17 protein-coding genes and 1 pseudogene are annotated in these 19,887 nt (G+C 63.6%); 10 read left to right on the top strand and 8 right to left on the bottom strand.

The annotated features are described in order from the left end of the window. Window positions 1-56: 56 nt before the first annotated feature. Window positions 57-1,673, bottom strand: coding sequence for a helix-turn-helix domain-containing protein (locus E5720_RS12085; RefSeq protein ID WP_247595937.1), 1,617 nt, complete (start codon window positions 1,671-1,673; stop codon window positions 57-59). 107 nt (window positions 1,674-1,780) lie between these two features. On the opposite strand from E5720_RS12085, the gene E5720_RS12090 reads away from it, so the two are divergent. Further along, window positions 1,781-2,782 (top strand): aldo/keto reductase family protein, encoded by a 1,002-nt coding sequence (locus tag E5720_RS12090; RefSeq protein WP_136170850.1) that lies wholly within the window; start codon window positions 1,781-1,783, stop codon window positions 2,780-2,782. A gap of 20 nt (window positions 2,783-2,802) precedes the next feature. Then, window positions 2,803-4,155 (top strand): NAD(P)/FAD-dependent oxidoreductase, encoded by a 1,353-nt coding sequence (locus tag E5720_RS12095; RefSeq protein ID WP_136170851.1) that lies wholly within the window; start codon window positions 2,803-2,805, stop codon window positions 4,153-4,155. Window positions 4,156-4,229: 74 nt separating this feature from the next. On the opposite strand, the gene E5720_RS12100 is transcribed toward E5720_RS12095, so the two are convergent. After that, window positions 4,230-6,071, bottom strand: a complete 1,842-nt coding sequence (locus E5720_RS12100; protein ID WP_136170852.1) for an NAD(P)/FAD-dependent oxidoreductase — start codon at window positions 6,069-6,071, stop codon at window positions 4,230-4,232. A gap of 249 nt (window positions 6,072-6,320) precedes the next feature. On the opposite strand from E5720_RS12100, the gene E5720_RS12105 reads away from it, so the two are divergent. From E5720_RS12105 to E5720_RS21695, 3 genes are all read left to right on the top strand, one after another. Beyond that, window positions 6,321-7,376 (top strand): 2,3-butanediol dehydrogenase, encoded by a 1,056-nt coding sequence (locus E5720_RS12105; RefSeq protein WP_136170853.1) that lies wholly within the window; start codon window positions 6,321-6,323, stop codon window positions 7,374-7,376. Continuing rightward, window positions 7,373-8,140: an acetoin reductase gene (locus tag E5720_RS12110; RefSeq protein WP_136170854.1), complete on the top strand. Its 768-nt coding sequence runs from the start codon at window positions 7,373-7,375 to the stop codon at window positions 8,138-8,140. The genes E5720_RS12105 and E5720_RS12110 overlap by 4 nt, the downstream gene beginning before the upstream one ends. 102 nt (window positions 8,141-8,242) lie before the next feature. Further along, window positions 8,243-8,389 (top strand): hypothetical protein, encoded by a 147-nt coding sequence (locus E5720_RS21695; protein ID WP_168708340.1) that lies wholly within the window; start codon window positions 8,243-8,245, stop codon window positions 8,387-8,389. Here the strand turns inward: E5720_RS21695 and E5720_RS12115 are convergent. The 3 genes from E5720_RS12115 to E5720_RS12125 form a co-directional block, all read right to left on the bottom strand. Continuing rightward, complete coding sequence (locus tag E5720_RS12115; RefSeq protein WP_247595938.1) at window positions 8,386-9,315, bottom strand: TauD/TfdA family dioxygenase; 930 nt, start codon at window positions 9,313-9,315, stop codon at window positions 8,386-8,388. The two genes, E5720_RS21695 and E5720_RS12115, sit on opposite strands and share 4 nt — an antisense overlap. Window positions 9,316-9,371: 56 nt before the next feature. Next, window positions 9,372-10,943, bottom strand: a complete 1,572-nt coding sequence (locus tag E5720_RS12120) for an ABC transporter substrate-binding protein (protein WP_136170855.1) — start codon at window positions 10,941-10,943, stop codon at window positions 9,372-9,374. A gap of 112 nt (window positions 10,944-11,055) precedes the next feature. Further along, a complete protein-coding gene (locus tag E5720_RS12125; protein WP_136170856.1) occupies window positions 11,056-13,401 on the bottom strand; it encodes an arylsulfatase in 2,346 nt (781 codons plus the stop codon). Between the two features lie 80 nt (window positions 13,402-13,481). Between E5720_RS12125 and E5720_RS12130 the strand changes: the two genes are divergently transcribed. Together E5720_RS12130 and E5720_RS12135 are read left to right on the top strand one after the other, a co-directional pair. Next, window positions 13,482-14,084: a TetR/AcrR family transcriptional regulator gene (locus E5720_RS12130; RefSeq protein WP_168708341.1), complete on the top strand. Its 603-nt coding sequence runs from the start codon at window positions 13,482-13,484 to the stop codon at window positions 14,082-14,084. Continuing rightward, window positions 14,081-15,016 (top strand): formylglycine-generating enzyme family protein, encoded by a 936-nt coding sequence (locus tag E5720_RS12135; RefSeq protein WP_136170858.1) that lies wholly within the window; start codon window positions 14,081-14,083, stop codon window positions 15,014-15,016. Before E5720_RS12130 ends, E5720_RS12135 begins: the two co-directional genes overlap by 4 nt. A gap of 49 nt (window positions 15,017-15,065) precedes the next feature. On the opposite strand, the gene E5720_RS12140 is transcribed toward E5720_RS12135, so the two are convergent. The 3 genes and pseudogenes from E5720_RS12140 to E5720_RS22350 all read right to left on the bottom strand — a co-directional run. Further along, window positions 15,066-16,010 (bottom strand): alpha/beta hydrolase, encoded by a 945-nt coding sequence (locus E5720_RS12140; RefSeq protein ID WP_136170859.1) that lies wholly within the window; start codon window positions 16,008-16,010, stop codon window positions 15,066-15,068. Between the two features lie 65 nt (window positions 16,011-16,075). Further along, window positions 16,076-16,456: an IclR family transcriptional regulator C-terminal domain-containing protein gene (locus E5720_RS22015; protein ID WP_247595939.1), complete on the bottom strand. Its 381-nt coding sequence runs from the start codon at window positions 16,454-16,456 to the stop codon at window positions 16,076-16,078. A 234-nt stretch (window positions 16,457-16,690) separates the two neighbouring features. Then, window positions 16,691-16,810: pseudogene (locus E5720_RS22350) on the bottom strand (helix-turn-helix domain-containing protein); the annotation flags it as partial. A gap of 156 nt (window positions 16,811-16,966) precedes the next feature. Between E5720_RS22350 and E5720_RS12150 the strand changes: the two are divergent. The 3 genes from E5720_RS12150 to E5720_RS12160 are packed head-to-tail and all read left to right on the top strand — an operon-like array spanning window position 16,967 to window position 19,862. Next, window positions 16,967-17,722 (top strand): class II aldolase/adducin family protein, encoded by a 756-nt coding sequence (locus E5720_RS12150; RefSeq protein WP_136170861.1) that lies wholly within the window; start codon window positions 16,967-16,969, stop codon window positions 17,720-17,722. Next, the gene (locus E5720_RS12155; protein ID WP_136170862.1) at window positions 17,719-18,627 is read left to right on the top strand and encodes an NAD(P)-dependent oxidoreductase; all 909 of its coding nucleotides are present in this window, start codon (window positions 17,719-17,721) and stop codon (window positions 18,625-18,627) included. The genes E5720_RS12150 and E5720_RS12155 overlap by 4 nt, the downstream gene beginning before the upstream one ends. 56 nt (window positions 18,628-18,683) lie before the next feature. Beyond that, window positions 18,684-19,862 (top strand): acyl-CoA dehydrogenase family protein, encoded by a 1,179-nt coding sequence (locus E5720_RS12160; protein ID WP_136170863.1) that lies wholly within the window; start codon window positions 18,684-18,686, stop codon window positions 19,860-19,862. Window positions 19,863-19,887: the final 25 nt, after the last annotated feature.

A 19,887-nucleotide genomic window follows, 5' to 3' on the forward strand; every position in this document is an offset into this window, starting at 1 on the left:
ACACCATCGTGACCTGGATCACGCCCGGCGAGTGTTCAGATATTGGACAACCTTTTTCAGCCCACGATGCCGAGGCCTTTCATTCGCTTGTACAGCGTGGTCCGGCTGATACCAAGCTGCTCTGCGGTGGTGCGCTTGTTGCCCCCGTGGCGTTCGAGTTCGCGAACGATCGCCTCGCGCATCGCGGCATCGAGGGCCCCCAGGCAAGCGGTAGGCGCTCGCGACGTCGGCCTGATCAGATCCCGCGCCGTGATGTCACCGACCGAACGGGTGGCGGCAACCTCGGCCACCTCGCTCCGCAATTCGGTCAGATTGCCAGGCCAGTCGTAACCCATCAGCGCGGTCATCGCGGCCGCCGTGATGCGACGGTCGCTTCCGCCCGGTACCTGTGCCAGGAAGGTGCGCACGAAGCCGGGGATCTCGTGCTTACGCGTTCGAAGTGGGGACAGTTCGATCGTCGAACTACATGCGGTGAGGAGTTGACGGTGCTCAGCGGACGCTGAAGGCGTGGGACTCGAAGACACGGCAAACCACGCAGCTGCGCTTTGAAGCTGTACATAGAGACTTCGCGCAATCATCGGCGTGAGCAGATGGACATGCTCGATCACCACCGCGCCGGCAGAGTCGGCGAGTGCGGCACCCACGAGCGTCATCCACTCGTGCGGATCACTGGTCACGAGATCGACGGCGTCGAAGAACTTCGCGTCACCGGCAAGCTCGGACAGCACCGTAGTGCGCCCGGAGCCGGGTTCGCCGCTGACACTGGCGGTGGCTCCACGCTTCTTCTCGGCGCGGATCAACGGTGCAGCCGGTCTGCTGCACGACCCTTCGCGCAGCGGATCGATCTCGATCACGATGCCCGCACCGGAAGCCGGACGTTCCCATCGCACCGCGGCACGCACCCCCGAACTCAACGTCATCGATCGGACGACGCCTTGGCGGTGCACCGGATCGTCGGTCAGTGCCCGCAAGGCGGCGTGATCGACAGCATCGAGAAGTGTTCCTGCGCTGGTGTTCTCCAAGAATATTTCGTCGGCTATCGCGATGGCCGGTGCGCCGCGTCTGCGTGCCGAGGCGCGCTGGAACGCTCCGAAGAGGAGCTGTTCGCTCCACCGGGTTTCCTCGAACAGTCGGTCCTGAATATCCGAGACAGCATTTCCGAGCATCGGCTCGAGCAACGGATTGTCGTCCGGCTCGAGGAAGGTGATGTCGAGTACGCCCTCGATCCGGCGGGTGACGGGGTGGACGATCGGATATCCATAGCAGCTGAACATCTTCATCGATTCCATGTAATGCTCGTCGCCACGCACCGATACCGGCTTTCTGAGCTCGTGCACCGTCGCGATCGAATTGGTGCCCGAGGTGTTCTCGGTGAAAGTCCGACCCACCACCGTGCCCGTCGACTCCACCAGAGTGCGGACAGCGTCGGTACCGAATCTGATGTCGACGAGCTTTGCGTCGCGGTCGGCGAGGATGACGCAGTATCGACTGCCGCGCAGGACGCTGTCCATACGGTCGAGGACGGGGTCGGCAGCGGACAGCAAGCGTGAGCGCCGGTCCACTTCGGAGACGCTGAAATCCTCCAATGTGTCCGACGGGTCGAGGCCGCTGAGCCTGGCTCGACTCCACGACTGTGCGATCTGTTCACGAACCAGTTCCACGGTGTTCTCCACTCGGTGCACCCTCACCTGACGGTATCGAAGGCATACGAGCTCCGGGGGCTTCTGCGCAAACTCGGTTCTTCCTGTAACCAACCGGGTTCGCGGGTAGCGTTTTTCTCATGGCATACAGATTTCTGGGCAACAGCGGATTCAAAGTTTCCGAGATCACCTATGGAAACTGGCTGACACACGGTTCGCAAGTGGAGAACGACGTCGCCACCAAGTGCGTGCACGCGGCTCTCGACGCGGGCATCACCACCTTCGACACCGCCGACGTCTACGCTAACGGCGCTGCAGAATCGGTCCTCGGGGAGGCTCTGAAAGGGGTACGTCGGGAATCGCTCGAGATCTTCACCAAGGTCTACTTCCCGGTCGGACCGAAAGGCCCCAACGACACCGGATTGTCACGCAAGCATATCTTCGAAGGCATCGACGCATCGTTGCGCAGGCTGGGCACCGACTACGTCGACCTCTATCAAGCACATCGATACGACGTCGAGACCCCGCTCGAGGAGACAATCGCCGCGTTCGGCGACATCGTCCGTCAGGGCAAAGCGCTGTACATCGGTGTCTCCGAGTGGGACGCCGACCAGTTGCGGCGAGGCCAGTCGCTGGCCAAGGAAAATGGATTCTCCATCGTCTCCAATCAGCCGCAGTACTCGGCACTGTGGCGGGTCATCGAAAAAGACGTGGTCCCGACGTCGAAGAAGCTCGGTATCTCGCAGATCGTCTGGTCACCCATCGCGCAGGGCGTGCTCACCGGCAAATACCTGCCCGGGCAGCCGCTGCCGGAGGGCTCGCGAGCGACCGACGACAAGGGCGGAGACAAGATGATCTCCCGCTACCTCGAAGACAAGACGCTCACCCGGGTGCAAAAACTCGCGCCGATCGCCGCAGACCTCGGCATCACCATGGCTCAGCTCGCCGTCGCCTGGGTCTTGGCGAACGACAACGTGGCCGCGGCACTGGTCGGCGCCTCGCGGCCGGAACAGATCGCGGAGAACGTCAAAGCCTCCGAAGTCGTCCTGGACGCGGAGGTGTTGGGGAAGATCGACGACGCCCTTGCCGGATCCATCGTCACCGATCCGAAACTGACGCGGTCTCCCGACGCCCGCCTCTGACCCGCAGTAAGGTGACGTTCATGCGCACATTCGGTCGTGGCTCCCGAACGAAAACGCCGCTGCCCCTGGCTCCCGCGAGGATTGTCGTCGTCGGAGGCGGGTTCGGTGGATTTCACGCATTGAGGCGTTTACAGAAACTTCTCGAACCCGAACGAGTGAGCCTGACGCTCGTCGCACCGACCGACTATCTCCTGTACAGCCCACTCCTGCCGGAGGTCGCGACGGGCGTACTGGACCCGCGTGACATCGCCGTCTCCATCAGGCAGACGTTGCGACGCACTCGCACCGTGCTCGGTCATGTCTCCTCGATCGACTTCGGCGAACGCACGCTGAGAGTCGAGGGCAGGGACGGGATCACCGAAATCGAGTGGGACAAGCTGATTCTCGCGCCAGGATCGGTCACCAGACAATTCGACATACCAGGTGTCGCCGAGAACGCGCACGGGCTCAAGACCTTGAGCGAGGCAACGTTCATCCGCAACCATGTCCTCGCGCAGCTCGATGCCGCCGACTCGTTGCCCGATACTCCGGCCGGTCGCGCAGAGCGGATCGAGCGGCTCACCGTCGTCGCTGTCGGCGCGGGGTACACGGGCACGGAATTTGTTGCGCAGATGCAGAACTGGGTCAAAGGAATAGCGACCCGCTGGGCGAGCATCGACCCGAGTGATGTTCGATGGCTTCTCGTCGACCTGGCGCCTGCAGTTCTACCGGAGCTGGGGGACAAGCTCGGCAAGGAAGCGATGGACGTATTGACCGCACGTGGGGTCGAGATCCGGCTCGAGGTGTCGGTAGCGTCGGCCACCGCAACCTCGGTGACGCTGACCGACGGAACCGTCGTGCCGTCGAGGACTCTCGTGTGGGGCGCGGGAGTGGCGCCGAGTCCGCTGATCGCCAAGCTGGACCTGCCGACCGAGAAGGGTCGTCTCGTCGTGGAACCCGACATGACAGTGGCGGGAGTGCCGAACGTCTGGGCCATCGGCGACGCGGCTGCGGTGCCCGATCTCGCATTGGATGCGTCGAAACCCACACCGCCGACCGCTCAACATGCGCAGCGGCAAGGGGTGCAGGTTGCGAAGAATGTGGCGGCAAGCCTCGGCGTCGGAGAATCGAAGCCGTATTTCCACAAGGATCTCGGACTCGTTGCGGATTTGGGCGGATTCGACGGTGTTGCAAAGCCTTTGGGGATACCGCTGAAGGGGCCGGTCGCGAAGTTCGTTGCCCGCAGCTATCACCTCTATGCGTTGCCGACCGCCGCGGCGAGAGTTCGAGTTGCCACTGACTGGCTGTACTCGACGATCCTGCCGACTCGGGTGGTCAATCTGGACCAGGTACGCGCCGAGGACGCGCTGATCGCGAAAGCGCAGGGGCAGTAGCTCGCGAAAGCGAAGGGACAGTAACTCGAACGGTCTTGTGCGCACCCGAGGGTGCGCACAAGACCGCTGAAAGGTTACTTCAGGTGATGCACTTCCTGCAGGCCGAAGGTCGGGGTGTCGATGCCCTCGTAGCGTGCCTTGATCTGCAGTGCCAGGTACAGCGAATAGTGTCGTGATTGGTGGAGATTGCCGCCATGGAACCACAGGTTCTTCTGCTGCGTCGGCTTCCACATGTTGCGCTGCTCTCCCTCCCACGGGCCAGGGTCCTTGGTGGTGTCCGAGCCGAGGCCCCAGCACTTGCCGACCTTGTCCGCGGTCTCCTGATCGATCAGGTCGGTGACCCAGCCGTTCATCGACCCGTAACCGGTCGCGTAGACGATGAGGTCCGCGGGCAGTTCTTTGCCGTCGGCCAGCACGACACCGGTCTTACTGATCCGATCGACCTGTCCAGCAACAAGTTTGATCTTTCCGTCGGCGACGAGTTCCGAGGCGCCGACATCGATGTAATATCCCGAACCCCGGCGCAGGTACTTCATGAACAACCCTGAACCGTCGTCGCCGAAATCATGCTGAAAGCCGGCCTTCTCCAGTCGATCGTAGAAGTCCTTGTCCTTCTCCGCGATCTGCTGGTACACCGGGATCTGGAACTCGTGCATTATCCGGTACGGCAGCGAGGCGAACGTCAAGTCGGCCTTCTGCGTCGTCATTCCGGATTCGACGGCACGCTCGGAATACAGGTCACCGAGGGCGATCTCGCACAACGAATCGGACTTGACGATGTGTGTGGACGATCGCTGCAGCATCGTCACGTCGACGCCTGTTTCGTACAGTGCCTTGCAGATGTCGTGCGCTGAATTGTTCGATCCGACGACGACGACCTTCTTGCCGACGTACGCGTCGGGACCGGGGTGTTCGCTCGAATGGTGCTGCTCGCCTTCGAATTCGTCCATTCCTGGGAAGTTCGGAACGTTCTTCTTACCGGACATTCCGGTGGCCATCACCAACTGCTTGGGTCGCAGGATCACTTCCTCGCCGTCGCGGTCGAGGATGACGGTCCATTCTTCGGTGGCCTCGTCGTATGTTGCGGACTTCGCGGTGGTCCGGCTCCAGTACGGAACCTCCATGACCTTGGTGTACATCTCGAGCCAATCGCCGATCTTGTCCTTCGGGGCGAAGACCGGCCAGTTGGCTGGGAACGGCAAGTACGGCAGGTGGTCGTACCAGACCGGATCGTGCAGGCACAGGGACTTGTAGCGTCCGCGCCACTGATCCCCGGGCCGGTTCGCGCGATCGACGACGATCGCGGGCACACCCATTTGGCGGAATCGTGCGCCGAGAGCAATTCCGCCCTGGCCACCGCCGACGATCAATGCGTACGGCTGGACCGTGTAGCCGAGTTCCTTTTCCTCGATCTCCTTCTTCTCCGCCCAGTTCTGGGTGTCGGCGTTGGAGCCGTGCACCGCGCCCTTGATGCGGGTGTGGCCCTGGCGCTCCTCGTAGCCTTTGAGTTCCTGCATCGTGGTGAGCAGCGTCCAGGCCGTGTCCTCCCCGGTTTCCGGGTCGTTCTTCAAACGCAGATGCCCCTTGCCGCGGCTGGTCGCGGTCTCGAACTCGATCCACGCCGAAGTGACACCGTCGGCCTCGTCGGGGGCTTCGATCGTCCGAAAATTCGACGGGTCGGTGTCGTCGAGACGGTCCTCCAACATGGCCGCGATTCCCTCACGGCCCTCGACGGTCTTCAGGTTCCACGTGAACGTGACCAGATCTCGCCAGAAACTGCTCACGGTGAACTTGGCAGTGACCCGCTCTATATCCCGGGCCGTCAGTGCGGCCTCGAAGTCGGCCAACCATGCGTCGACGCGTTCCTGGGGGCTCTGAAACCGTGTTGCTTCTACAGGCTCGATGGTCTGGGTCATGCCAACTCCCTTGTTGCTCGTGTGCGTGTTCTGTGATCCAGCACACACCGCAGGCGCGCGTTGGTCGAGAGTTGCAATGGGTTGCATGCGGCGGTGTTTGCGAGCCGAAGTTTCTTCAGGATGTGCGGGGCGGCGAAAGGGTACTTGCGCTGACGATCGTTAGAAATGCAACGCGCTGCAACCCTGTCGCCTGCGCCTCAGGTCACATAGACATACGTGCATCGACCCTCGTCAACTCAGGAGTACCCGATGCGCGCAGCTGTGTACTACGGCCCGAACAAAGTGGAGATCGCCGACGTACCCGAACCCTCACCCGGTGAGGGGCAGGTCAAACTGAAGGTCGGATACAACGGTATCTGCGGTACCGATCTGCACGAGTACTACGCAGGACCGATTTTCATCCCGACCGAACCGCATCCCCTCACCGGTCAGAAGCTCCCGCTCGTCCTCGGCCATGAATTCTCGGGAACGGTCACCGAGGTGGGCAAAGGCGTCACCGGGACGAAGATCGGTGATCGCGTCGCCATCGAACCCCTCTATCGATGCGGCCACTGCGGTCCATGCCGGGCGGGCAACTACAATATCTGCCAGCAGATCGGCTTCCACGGATTGATGTCCGACGGCGGAATGGCCGAGTACACGGTAGTGCCCACGAACATGATTCACGCACTCCCCGCGAACGTCTCGATGGAGTTGGGGGCGCTCGTCGAACCGATGTCCGTCGCCTATCACGCTGCAACTCTCGGTGAACCGAAACCCGACGATACCGCCATGGTTTTCGGCGCCGGACCGATCGGAATCGGTCTCTGGTTCGCTCTCCGTGGCAAGGGACTCGAAGACGTCTACGTGGTGGAGCCCTCGCCCACCCGTCGCGCATCGATCGAGGCTCTGGGCGCCAAAACGCTCGACCCTTTGGCCGTCGACGTGCCGGCCTTCATCGCCGACAACACCGACGGCCGCGGCGCCGACGCGATCTACGATGCGGCAGGCGTGCAACCCGCCGTCGAGACGGCCCTGGGGTGCATCGGTGCCCGCAAACCGCTGATCAGTGTCGCGATCTACGAAAAGCCTTTGATGACACCACTTCAGAAGATCGTGATGAACGAGTCTCGCATTCAAGGCTCGCTGTGCTACACCTCGGCGGACTACGACGCGGTCATCGATCTCATGTCGCAGGGCAAATACGACACGACCGGTTGGGTGGACAAGATCGCACTCGAATCCGTCATCGACGACGGATTCGAAGCGTTGCACGCGGGTACGAAGATGAAGGTGCTCGTCGATCCGAACGAAGGTGCGGCATGAGCGTTGCACTGATCACCGGCGCGGGCCAAGGCATCGGTCGCGGAATCGCACTTCGACTCGCCCATGACGGGCACGACATCGCGCTGGTCGACCTGGACGAGGCCAAGATTCTCGGTGTCGCCGACGAGGTCCGCGAGATCGGCAGGAAGGCAACCATATTCGTCGCCGATGTCAGCGATCGGGACCAGGTGTTCGCGGCGGTGGATCATGCGCACGAGGCGCTCGGTGGGTTCGACGTGATGATCAACAATGCCGGAATTGCGCAGGTTGCTCCTCTCGATGACGTTCGTCCGGAGGATACGAGGAAAATCTGGGCGGTCAACGTCGACGGTGTGCTGTGGGGAATCCAAGCTGCTGCAGCGAAATTCAGGTCGTTGCAGCAGAAGGGCAAGATCGTCAACGCGTCGTCCATCGCAGGTCATGACGGCTTCGCGATGCTCGGGGTCTACAGCGCCACCAAGTTTGCGGTCCGCGCGCTTACCCAGACCGCCGCGAAGGAGTACGCGGCGCACGGCATCACCGTCAACGCGTATTGCCCGGGAGTTGTCGGGACCGACATGTGGGTGACCATCGACAAACGGTTCGCCGAACTCACCGGTGCGGCCGAAGGGGAAACCTACGATAAATTCGTCGGCGGAATCGCGCTCGGACGCGCGCAGACACCCGAAGACGTCGCAGCATTCGTGTCCTACCTGTCCGGTCCCGATTCGGACTACATGACAGGGCAAGCCGCCCTCATCGACGGTGGTCTCGTTTTCCGCTGATCCCCTCGGCGTGCGTCGACGGTGTTGCAAAGCCTTTGGCTCGCGTGCAAGCGCACGCGGCAACAGCGCGCCACCTTGTGCGCACCCGAGGGTGCGCACAAGGTGGCGAAGCTACTTCAGGTGATGTACTTCCTGCAGACTCTCGCGTGCTGCGGAATCCGAGTGACCCATGTCTTCGACGAGCACCACCACGATGTTCGTCTCACCTTCGGGCCGCTGCCCAGTGTCGAGTCACACGCTGGGGGCTAGAACGGGACATCACCGGTGATCGTCACGCGCTGCATCGTGCGGGGATCAGGGTAGTAGTCACCGCACGCATAGTGCTGTGTCGCACGGTTGTCCCAGAATGCGACGGAACCGGGCTCCCAGTGAAAGCGGCACTGGTACTCGGGGTGGGTCGCCTCGCGCATCAAGATCTCCAGCAACTCGTCGCTTTCGTCACGGTCCATCCCCAGGATGTGTGAAGTGAACACCTTGTTGACGTAGATCAGCTTCTGTCCGGTCTCTGGATGTGTGCGAACAACAGGGTGCTCCTGAGGCGGGTTCTCCCGATCCTTCTTCGCCTTTTCCTCCGGTGCCAGACCTCGTCCGAACTGATGTCTGTGGACGGCCATCTTGCCCTCGACTCGCTCCTTCACAGCATCAGACAGCCCGTCGTAAGCCACCGCCATGTCGGCCCAGAGGGTATCGCCGCCGGTTTGTGGTACCTGGACGGCTTTGAGAATGGATCCCATCGCAGGTGCCTTCATGAAAGAGACGTCGCTGTGCCACACATTTTCTACCGGGATATCGTGCTCGCCACGTTGGAGCAGGACCACCTCGGGGTGATCGGCCTTGGGAAGGAAGGGGTGGACCTCTGGTTTCCCCCACAGCGAGGCCATATCGCGGTGGGCGCGCGAGTCGAGCCTCTGGTCACGGAAGAAAATGACCTTCCACTCGAGTAGGCATCGGTGCAGTTCGGCCTGCAGTTGCGGATCGATCTTCGCAGACAGATCCACTCCGCGGATTTCTGCGCCGATCGTCCGGGAGTACGGGACTACATCGAAGAGGGTGTAGGGAGCCTGCGCGCTGTCGTCGGCGGTCCGGTGCAGAGGTCGCACATACACCGCGGACAAGGGGCTCCGCCTGGCTGGGGCTGCCGGTGCCGCCGTAGCAACTGTGTCGTTATTACTCACTGGTACAAGCTCCTTTTGAATGCTGGGGAACGTGGGGGCAAAGCGTGTGGTCTGGATTATTGGATCCACGCCTGATCGAGCAAGATGATGCTGTCCAGGCTCGGGACCGCGCCGTGCACGTTGTCGGTCCACGGCACGAAGTTCGCACCCGCAGAAAGCGCCAGGTACGGGGCAGTTTCGTTGACCTCGGTCTGCAAGCTGGCCATAGCCGCACGCTTGGTGTCGTCGTCCTTCGCAGTCTGGACGTCGCTGAGAAGCTGGTCCATCTTCGGGTCGTCGACGCCGAGGATGTTGTTGGTGGACGTGCTGTGCAGCGAATTGAACAAACGCAGGAACGGCGCGGCGTCCGAGATGCTGTAGGCGCCGGTGGCTATGTCGAAGTCCTTGTCGACATAGATGCGTTTGACGATGTCGGTGATCGAGGCACCGTACTCGATGTTCACATCGATGCCGACCGGCGCGAGCATCGCCTGGATGGCCAGGGCTGCGGCCTGCCCGGCCTGCGTCTGCGAAGTGAAGTACGTGATCGTGCCGTCGAAGCCGTCTGTCTTGGCGGCGTCGACGAGCTCGGTGGCCTCGCCGGTATTCAGCGCCACGGGAGGGACGTCGTTGTGCCATTTGGACCAGGATTGGAAGATTTCCGTGCCGGGCATGCCCTTGCCGTCTTTGGCGCGCATGTCGATGACCTCGGGGTCGATCGCCAGCTGCATGGCTTTGCGTACCCGCAGGTCGGCGCCGGGGCGGCCGTCACGTTGATTGATTTGCACGACGGGGTTGGACAGGCCCAGAGTCTCGTAAAACCCCGGCAGGGTGGCCTTGGCCTCGTCGATGGATGCGGCGTTGAGCAGGAAACCCATCTGAATGCCGCCGGTGTCGAGGGCTTCGATCTTGGGCCGATCATCCTTGATGTCGACGAACTTCAGGGTGTCCAGATGTGGCTTGCCGTTCCAGTAGTCCTCGCGGGCGGTGAGCACGAGTTCACTGCCCGGGGCCATGGACTCGAAGGCGAACGGACCGGCGCCGACCGGCGTGAACGTGCCATCCGGCTGGTCCGAGCCGGCCGCGACGATCATGCCGTGGCCGAAGACGAGTATCGACGGAAACTCGCTCCACGGCTGGTTCATCGTGTAGACGACCGTGGATGCATCGGTGGCCTCGACAGACTTGACGCCGGCCTGGAATGCCTGGGTGTTGGCGCCACGTTTTTCGTTGAAGCGGTTGGTGCTGGCGACCACGGCGGCGGCGTCCAGGGGGGTGCCGTCGCTGAAGGTGACGCCGTCGCGCAACGTGATGGTCCAGGTTGTGTAGTCCTCGCTCGAAGTGAGCGATTCCGCAAGCTGTGGCTTGTAGGACTGGGATTCGGCGTCGTAGCGCACGAGGAGGTCGTATACAGCGGCCATCTCGGTGCCGCCGGTGGAACCGGCCGGCTGGGTTTTGGTCGGGTCCAGGCTGGCGACCGGGGAATAGCCGGCGAAGCTGAGGGTGCCGCCGTCCACCGGGGTGCCGCCGTCGGCCTGGTCGCCGATGATGCCGACAGCGCCAGGTTCGGTCTCCGGTCCCGACCCGCCACCGTTGTTGCTCGCGCAGCCGACCAGGAGCAGGCCGCTCGCCATGGCGGCGATCGCCATAGTGCCCAGTCGCCGTTGCCTGAAAACAGTCATTGAGTTCCTTCGAATTGTGGAGACCGAACCGCGATCGATTACCGCGGGATGGGTCGATGGGCTGGGTGGAGCGTGGCCGCTAGTGTGTCGCCATCTCGATCTGGGCACGCTCCGCCGCAGAGATGTCCTCCGCCGCAGGCAGATCCACCTCGAGGTAGGTGAGCGTGCCGGTAAACGCGAAGGGGCCCTTGCGTTGGTAATCCGGCGAGACCGCGCTGCCACGGTTACGGCCGATGTCGAACTGCTCGTTCATGCTGAAGATGCCGCGCGCGGTGGCCTCGACCCGGCCCTGAGCCACTACCGCGCCGTCGACCGAAATCGTCACGTCGCCGCCCATACCGAAGCCCTTGCCGTCGTAATCGAAGTCGACGGCGAGGACCTTCGCGTCCGCGGCGATCGTCTGCTCGGCGCGGACGTGGGTGACTCCGCCGCCGCTGTAGTTGTAGCAGTACACCGGCTTGCCCTCGAGCACGTAGAAGGACAGACCGCCGAAGCGGCCGCCGATGCTCGCCAGCACGCCGCTGGCCGCGCTGCAATCGCCGTCGATCCGTGCGGTCATCGAGAAGGAGCGGTTGAAGAAGTTCGGCGCGGCCTTCTCGTTGAGGCCGTCCATGTGCGGGTAGAGCTTCATCCGCGTGCGCCCACGCATCGGATGCGGCGGCCGGGACTCCTCGGTGGGGAAACGGCTGACGGTTCGGTCGTCGAGCGGGAAGACCTGGAACTTCGAGGCCTCCATGACGAACTTCTGCTTCAGCTCGGCCAGCTTCTCCGGATACACCTCGGCCAGGTCCGCCGCCTGCGACCAGTCCTGGGTGGTGTCGTAGAGCTCCCAGCGGTCCTCGTCCATCGTCGGCAGCTTCACCCCGCGCGTCGCCATCAGCCACGGGGGGCGGTGTGCGGTGACCGCGGTCCAGCCGTGGTCGTAGATGCCACGGTTCCCGAAGATCTCGAAATACTGGGTGGTGTGGCGATCCTCCGCGTCGGGGTCGGTGAACGTGTAGTTCATCGCGACGCCCTCCATCGGCGTCTGCGGGGTGCCGTCGACCATGTGCGGCGCGGGGATGCCGGCCGCCTCGAGGATCGTCGGCGTGATGTCGATGCAGTGGTGCCACTGGTGCCGGACCTGGCCGGTCTCGGCAATCCCCTTGGGCCAGTGCATGATCAGGCCGTTACGGGTGCCACCGTAGTGCGAGGCCACCTGCTTGGCCCACTGGTACGGGGTGTCCAGGGCCATCGCCCAGGAGGCCGGGTAGTGCGGGTAGCTCGAGGGCTGGCCCAGCTCGTCGAGGCGCGCGAGCACCTCGGCCGTGGTGCTCTTGAAGCCGTTGAGCCCGGCCAGGTAGTTGAACGAGCCCTCCATGCCGCCCTCGGCAGAGGCCCCGTTGTCACCGAGCATGTAGATGATCAGCGTGTTCTCGAGCTCGCCGCGTGATTCGAGGGTGTCGACCAGGCGGCCCACCTCGTCGTCGGTGTGCTCCAGGAACGCCGCGTAGATCTCCATCAGCCGGGCGGAGACCTTCTTCTGGTCCTCGTCCAGCTCGTCCCAGTGCGGCAGGCCCGGCGCCCACGGCGCGAGGACGGTGTCCGGCCCGACGACGCCCAGCTCGATCTGCTTCTCGAGGGTGAGCTCACGCTGGCGGTCCCAGCCGTGGTCGAACTCGCCGCGGTACTTGTACAGGTAGCTATCCGGGATCTGCAGTGGGGCGTGGCAGGCGCCGAACGGAACATACGCGAACCAGGGTTTGTCCGGGTCCATCGTCTTGACCCCCTCGACCCAGTTCAGCGTCTGGTCCACCAGGTCCTCGGTCATGTGGTAGCCCTCTTCGGGCGTCTTCGGCGGGTCGATGACCGTGAAGCCGTCCACCAGCACCGGCTCGAACTGGTCCGACTCCGCGCCGAGGAAGCCGTAGAACTTCTCGAAACCCTCGCGCAGCGGCCAGCGGTCGAAGGGGCCGGCGGGCGTGATCTCCCACGGCGGGGTCTGGTGCATTTTGCCGAACGCGCCGGTCGCGTAGCCGTTGCCCTGCAGTACTCGCGCGACGGTGGCGGCGGAGTCGGGCCGGGTGCCGTTGTAGCCGGGTGAGGTTCCCGCCTGCTCGGCGATGACGCCGAAGCCGACGCTGTGGTGGTTGCGGCCGGTCAGCGTCGCGGAGCGCGTAGGCGAGCACAGCGCGGTGGTGTGAAAACGCGAGTACTTGATGCCGCCGTCGGCCAGCCGCTCGGCGGTGGGCGTGCGGCACGGGCCGCCGAAGGCCGAGGCGGCGCCGAAGCCGACGTCGTCGACCATCACGAGCAGCACGTTCGGCGCGCCCGACGGCGGGCGGATCTTCTCCGGACGGCTGAACTGAGGGTTCTGCGTCCGATAGTCGTAGGCCGCAGAGACCGTCGACGGCTTTTGCTGGATGGGAATCGAATACCGGTTCACCACTGCTGAACTCCCGCTTCCTCAACTGTAGTCGGTCGACTACATCGATCGAATGTAGCCGATCGACTACAGTTCGTACAGTGGATTCCGAAAAAGAACGAGACCAGTCTTCGGCAGACGCGCGTCCGCAGGGCCGCGACGCCGTGCGCAGCTCGATCCTGCGGGCTGCGCGTGTGCGTTTCGCCAGAGAAGGCACCCGCGGCTCGTTGCGCGACATTGCAGCGGCCGCCCGGGTCAACGTCGGGCTGATTCACCGCCACTTCGGCCGCAAAGACGAACTGGTGCAAGAAGTTATCGCCGACACCCTCGAACAGGGCGTCAAACGTCTGGATTCGAGCACGAGCGCCCCGGAAGCGATCCAGCAAATGTTTCTCGGCTCCACGGGTAACACCGATTTCGTGCGCATGCTCGCGTGGCTGGCGCTCGAAGGTGACGGGGACTCGCCTGGCCCACTTGCGAGCGCTCAGCAGCGGGTTATCGGTCAGGTGCGTGCCATGTCGCCGCAGAAGCCGGACCATGATCTACGCCTGATGGCCGCGCTCACCGTGATTTTCGGCTGGTCGATCTTCAGCCAGGAGATGTTGTCCGCGTTCGATATCGAGCCGTCCGGCCGTGAGGACATCGAGCGCCGCCTCGCCGAACTGCTGGCCCACATTGTCACCGAACCCTCGGAATCAGCATGAGCACCTCCCCCTGCTGCGCAGGCGCAGCTCGCGCAGGTTCACTCGCCCCGGAGGCTGCCGCTCCCCGCTCGCCTCGTAGCACCAAGGGGCAGATTTTGATCCCCGGCGGAGCCTTCGAGATGGGCGACGCGTTCGGCGAGGGCTACCCCGCTGACGGCGAGGTCCCCGTGCATACTGTCGAACTCGCATCGTTCTATCTCGATGCCACCGCAGTCACCAACAGCGCTTTCGCAAAGTTCGTCAAAACCACCGGGTACGTCACCGAGTCCGAAATTCATGGCAGCTCCGCCGTCTTCCACCTTGCCATGTCCGCGGACCGTGCGGACGTGCTCCACAGGCTCGACACCACGCCCTGGTGGCTCACGGTGCGCGGCGCAGATTGGCGCCATCCCGAGGGCCGACTCTCCGGCATCGGCAACGTATCCAATCATCCCGTGACGCACGTGTCCTGGCACGACGCGCAGGCCTACGCCGCGTGGGCGGGCAAGCGCCTACCCACCGAAGCAGAGTGGGAATACGCCGCCCGGGGCGGACTGGCCGGCAAGCGGTACGCCTGGGGCGACGAACTGACCCCGCGCGGGCAGTGGCGTTGCAACATCTGGCAGGGCCAGTTCCCGGACGTGAACACCGAGGAGGACGGGTTCCTCACCACCGCTCCCGTGAAGATGTACCGGCCCAACGGGTTCGGGCTCTACAACATGGCCGGCAACGTGTGGGAGTGGTGCGCCGACTTCTTCGACCCCGCTTACTACCAGCGCTCACCCGTGCAGAACCCCGCAGGCCCGGACGCCGGCGAGAATCGCGTCATGCGCGGTGGATCGTTCCTGTGCCACGACTCGTATTGCAACCGCTACCGGGTGGCCGCGCGCGCGTCGAACACCCCGGACTCAGCCTCGGCCAACCTCGGTTTCCGCTGCGCAAACGACGCCTGAGCCCCGACCGTTATCTCAGTGAAACTGGTTGTGCGGCAAGGAAAGAGACTCAGGAGAGCAGCTCGGTGAGGTCGGCCCACAGTTGGGTTCGCGCTTCGGCGGTGATCGTGAGGGAGGGAATGGTCAGGAAGCCGTGGAAGATGCCGTCGTAGCGGCGATGGGTGGTGGGCACTCCGGCGGCTCTGAGTTGTTCTGCGTAGGCAGTTCCCTCGTGGTCGAGTGGATCGCACCCGGCGGTGATGACGATGGCAGGCGGTAGGCCTGCGAGCGTGTCGGCTCGGGTAGGGGAGATGTGATGGGGGTGCTCGGAATTGCGGATGCCCCCGGGTGCGTATTGCTCCCAGTACCACTGCATCGCGTTCCGAGTGTTGAAGTAGCCCTCGCCGTATTCCACGTACGAGGGGGTGTCGAAGTTGTCGTCGATCACCGGGTAGATCAGGACCTGGCCGGCGATCGCGGGCCACGCGGCGTCGCGATCCATCAGAGCGGTCACCGCCGCCAAGTTTCCGCCTGCACTGTCTCCGGCGACGACGACCCGATCGAGGTCTGCCCCCAGCTCGTCGGCGTGCGCGCGAACCCATTCGAGCGCCGCGTGTACGTCCATGGCCGCAGCAGGCGCTGGATGTTCTGGAGCCAATCGGTAGTCGACCGAGACGACCACTGCATCAACAGCATTCGTCATGGCTCGGCACAGTTCGTCGTGAGTGTCCAGGTCGCAGAACACGAAACCGCCGCCGTGTGCGAAGACGATGACGGGCCGCTTCGCTGCTGCGTGCGTGGTGCTCGAGAGCGGTTGGTAGATGCGTAGCGGGAGCGGGCCACCAGGGCCTTCGATGTCTGTATCGGATACCGAGCCAACGGGTTCCGGATTTGGAGCAATCTGCTTGCGGGCCAGTACCGCAGCACGTGCGTCAGCGCCCGTCATCTCCTCCACGCGCGGAAATCCGGCGTTCAAAGTATCGAGCAGGGTTTGGACCTCGTCGGTGAGACGCATGGTGCTCCGTTTCTCGGGGTGTACTTCTCAGCGGGTCGAGTAGGGGGAATTCCGTGAGCGCGAGTTCAGTGGTGGTGGGACAGTGCGTGAATCGTCTCGGTCAGTGCCACGCCCAACTCCTCGCATCGGTCCGGCGTGAGACGGGATGCTGGGCCGCTGATCACTATCGCACCCATCGGCGTTCCCGCGGCATCTAGTATCGCTGCACCGATGCTGTTCGACCCCTCGAGAACGGCACCTGCGCTAGAGGCCCAACCCCGTTGGCGAATCTGCTCGTATTCTGCAGCTGTCAGCATCTTCTCGGGTGCGTGCGTTCGCTCCAGGCGCTGTGCCGGACTCGAGTGGGCGAAGATGGCTCGGCCGGCGGCGCTCATTTCGAATGGGTGAAACGCTCCGATCGGTATCGCGGTCCGAACCACCTGCATGCCCTCTGCGACGTCGGCCACGACGAGGTTGGTGTTGGTCAGCAGAGCGAGATGGACTGTCTCGCCGGTCGCATCTCGCAGTGGGCCGAGCAGTTGGCGTGCTCGGCCCTGTAGTGATGACGATTGACGCGCCCGTCCGGAGACGACGATCGCTTTGGCTCCGAGTTCCCACTGGGGTGAGGAACCGGGCGCGGGTTGGATCCAGCCGGCCTCGTGCAGCGTGGCAAGTGTCCGCTGAAGTGCGCTTTTGTCCTCGCCCGTGGCCGTACACAGCGCAGTGAGGCCGATCGGCTGGTGGGCAGCGATCGCCTCGAGAATCTCGAGGCCGCGAGTCAGACTGCGGATCGTCTTGACTGTGATTTGAATCCCACCTATCCTTCAATTGAAAGTGATACACGGTATCACTTTACGATACCACAGTGTTGCCAGTCATAGTGTCGACCATTCGAGCTGTCGGGTCGTGAACGGCCCGCCGGGGTCGGCCATGGCCGGGTCGATGGACATTCGACTTGAATCGAAAAGGAGCCATCGATGGGATTCATCCCGACCGCAGATCGCCTGATGCCCGAACTGACCCCCGCAGAAGAGATCGTCATGCTTGCCCGCACCCTGTGGGCCGAAGGCTACTGCGACCACCTCGCGGGACACATCACCTACGCGGTCGGCGACGGCACTCTGCTCTGCAACCCATGGCTGCTGACCTGGGAAGAATTCGGTCCCGAGGATGTACTGCGCATCGACCTCGACGGAAATCTGCTCGAGGGCAACTGGCCGGTACCGCTGGGAATCCCGCTGCACCTCGCCCTGCACAAGGCGCGCCCCGATGTAACGTTCGCGCTGCACAATCACTCGGAGTACGGGACCGTCTGGGCCGATCTCAAAGAGATCCCGCCGATGCACGACCAGAGCTCGAGCCTGGGCGGAGGCGAGCTCGTCCTCGTCGACGAGTACGACGGCGGAGTGGACAACATGACCGCAGCCGCGGCTGCAATCCAGGGCGTCGGCGATGCGGATGTCGCACTACTCGGTGGCCACGGCGTGTTCGTCCTCGGTAGCACCGCCCGCGCGATCTACCTGCGCGCGGTGAGCCTCGAGATTCGCTGCAAGAATGCCTGGCTGACACGCGTCGCGGGTGGACCAGCGAAGTCCTCGCTGCCCGACTGGTGGGTCAACAACCAGGCTCGTAGCGACGGAAACGGCTACCACGGCTTCTGGGAGGCAGCAGTTCGGGCGGCGTTGCGCACCGAGCCCGAGCTGCTCGAAAAGATTGCCTCGGTGTCGGAGTGACACCTGCGCCCCCCAGCGCAGTCGTAGTACTGGTGCCGGATCAGCGGGGGATCGAAGCCTTCGATGAACTGCCCGGAATCGAACCGATTCTCTGGGACCTGTCGAGCCCGCGCCCGGCCGGAGCCGACCAGGCCAAGGTCCTGGTGAGCCGCGGGGTTTCCCCGGAGTTCGCTGCGCAGATACACACCGAGCTACCGAACCTACGGATGGTTCAGCTGTTCAGCGCCGGGCGAGATGCGTGGACCGGTATCGTCCCGGCGGGCGTGGTGATTTCCGGAGCGGATCGGGCGCATGGCGGTCCGGTCGCGGAATGGGTTGTGGCACAACTGCTCAACCATTACCGGGACTTGGTGAGTTACCGCGCGAAGCAGAGTGCGCAGTTGTGGGAACGGCACCCCACCGGCACGCTCGCAGGCAAACGAGTACTCGTACTCGGAGCCGGTGACATCGGGCTGAACGTCCAACGTAGAACTGTGCCCTTCGGCGCCGAGGTGACGTTGGCGGCTCGCACCGCACGAGAGGGCGTCGTCGATCTCGTCGAAGCGCGGGCGATGCTGCCCGAGCAGGATGTCGTCGTCCTGGCGCTCCCACTCACCGCGGACACACACCACTTGGTCGACGGGTCTTTCCTGGCTGCAATGCGCTCCGGCAGTGTGCTGGTCAACGCAGGCCGAGGACCGCTCGTCGATACCGACGCCCTGCTCGCCGCGCTCGAGGAACAACGGATCCACGCCATCCTCGACGTCACCGACCCGGAACCACTGCCGTCCGGGCATCCGCTCTGGAGCGCTCCGGGCGTGGTGATCACACCGCACAGTGCGGCCATAACCGATGGCACTGCCAACCGCTGCTGGGACGCCATCGTCCGAAACGTCAGTGAATTCGTAACGTCAGCGAATTCGTAGCGTCAGCCAGTTTGTATGAACTTCTTGATCTTTCACCCTATCGAAAGCTGTGAGGCATGGATTTCCAGTTGGACGCAGACCAGAAGCGCTGGCTCGAGGAGGTACGCGCGTTCCTCGGCGAGAATGTCACCCCCGCATTGCGCGCCGAAATGGCAGAGCACGACATCGAGTTCCTCGGTGGCGAGGTCACCGCGTTCCGTAAGAAGATCGGCGACAAAGGCTGGTTCGGGCTGAACTGGCCCAAGGAGTTCGGTGGACTGGGGCTGGGTGCGGTCTATCAGCATCTTCTGGTCAGTGAGTTCGAGTACTGGGGCGTCCCCGGGCCTGACCTCACCGTCACCTCGGTAGCACCGATGATCATGCGAAATGGCACCGCTCGCAACCGGGAGGAGTTCTTGCCACCGATCGCGCGCGGTGAGATGACCTGTGCGGTCGGCTATTCCGAGCCCGACGCTGGTACCGACCTTGCAAGCCTGCGGACTACCGCGGTGCTCGACGGCGACGAGTGGGTGATCAATGGATCCAAGATCTGGAACAGTATGGCGCAGCGCGTCACCCACGAGTGGCTGTGCGTGCGCACCGACAAGGACGTGCCCAAGCACAAGGGCATCTCGGTGATCATCGTGCCCATCGACGCACCCGGCATCACCATCCGTCCGATCATGGCGTGGTCGGACTACCGCACCAACGAGACGTTCTTCGACAACGTCCGGGTGCCGGTGACCAACCTGATCGGTGAGGTCAACCAGGGCTGGCGCTACATCATCGGCGCACTGGACCTCGAGCGCGGCGCGCTGACCAACGTCGGCGACCTGCGTCGCTCGGTGGACGAGCTCATCGGCCTGGCCAAGGACGAGCGCGCAGACGGCCTTCGCCCGATCGACGACCCGGCGCTACGTCGCAAGATCGCACAGCTCGACGCCGAGGTGGAGGCTGCTCGTCTGATGGGCTTCGAAGCATCGTCACTGCTCGAGGACGGCATCATTCCGTCGGTACTGGTCAGCGCCGAGAAGATCTACTCGAGTGAGCTGCGCCAGCGCATCGCCGACGTCGGTACCCAGGTACTCGGCATGGCGGGTGTTCTCGCGATCGGTACCGAGGGCGCCCCGCTCGACGGAAAGTTCGAACGGCTCTACCGCGCCGCACCGCTGCTGCGGTTCGGTGCAGGCGCCAACGAAGTGCTCAGAGACGTCATCGCCCAGCGTGGGCACGGCTTGCCGCGCGGCGGACGATGACCATGAGCTGCGTAGACGAGATCAA

It is taken from the genome of Rhodococcus sp. PAMC28707, from assembly GCF_004795915.1.
Lineage (GTDB): Bacteria > Actinomycetota > Actinomycetes > Mycobacteriales > Mycobacteriaceae > Rhodococcoides.

What these genes read in the sequence shown, in the direction of transcription:
- E5720_RS12160 (WP_136170863.1), top strand. Translation starts at nt 18,684, where the DNA reads ATGGATTTCCAGTTGGACGCAGACCAGAAGCGCTGGCTCGAGGAGGTA.
- E5720_RS12135 (WP_136170858.1), top strand. Translation starts at nt 14,081, where the DNA reads ATGAGCACCTCCCCCTGCTGCGCAGGCGCAGCTCGCGCAGGTTCACTC.
- E5720_RS12110 (WP_136170854.1), top strand. Translation starts at nt 7,373, where the DNA reads ATGAGCGTTGCACTGATCACCGGCGCGGGCCAAGGCATCGGTCGCGGA.
- E5720_RS12090 (WP_136170850.1), top strand. Translation starts at nt 1,781, where the DNA reads ATGGCATACAGATTTCTGGGCAACAGCGGATTCAAAGTTTCCGAGATC.
- E5720_RS12120 (WP_136170855.1), bottom strand. Translation starts at nt 10,943, where the DNA reads ATGGCGATCGCCGCCATGGCGAGCGGCCTGCTCCTGGTCGGCTGCGCG.
- E5720_RS12105 (WP_136170853.1), top strand. Translation starts at nt 6,321, where the DNA reads ATGCGCGCAGCTGTGTACTACGGCCCGAACAAAGTGGAGATCGCCGAC.
- E5720_RS12140 (WP_136170859.1), bottom strand. Translation starts at nt 16,010, where the DNA reads ATGCGTCTCACCGACGAGGTCCAAACCCTGCTCGATACTTTGAACGCC.
- E5720_RS12150 (WP_136170861.1), top strand. Translation starts at nt 16,967, where the DNA reads ATGGGATTCATCCCGACCGCAGATCGCCTGATGCCCGAACTGACCCCC.
- E5720_RS12095 (WP_136170851.1), top strand. Translation starts at nt 2,803, where the DNA reads ATGCGCACATTCGGTCGTGGCTCCCGAACGAAAACGCCGCTGCCCCTG.
- E5720_RS12100 (WP_136170852.1), bottom strand. Translation starts at nt 6,071, where the DNA reads ATGACCCAGACCATCGAGCCTGTAGAAGCAACACGGTTTCAGAGCCCC.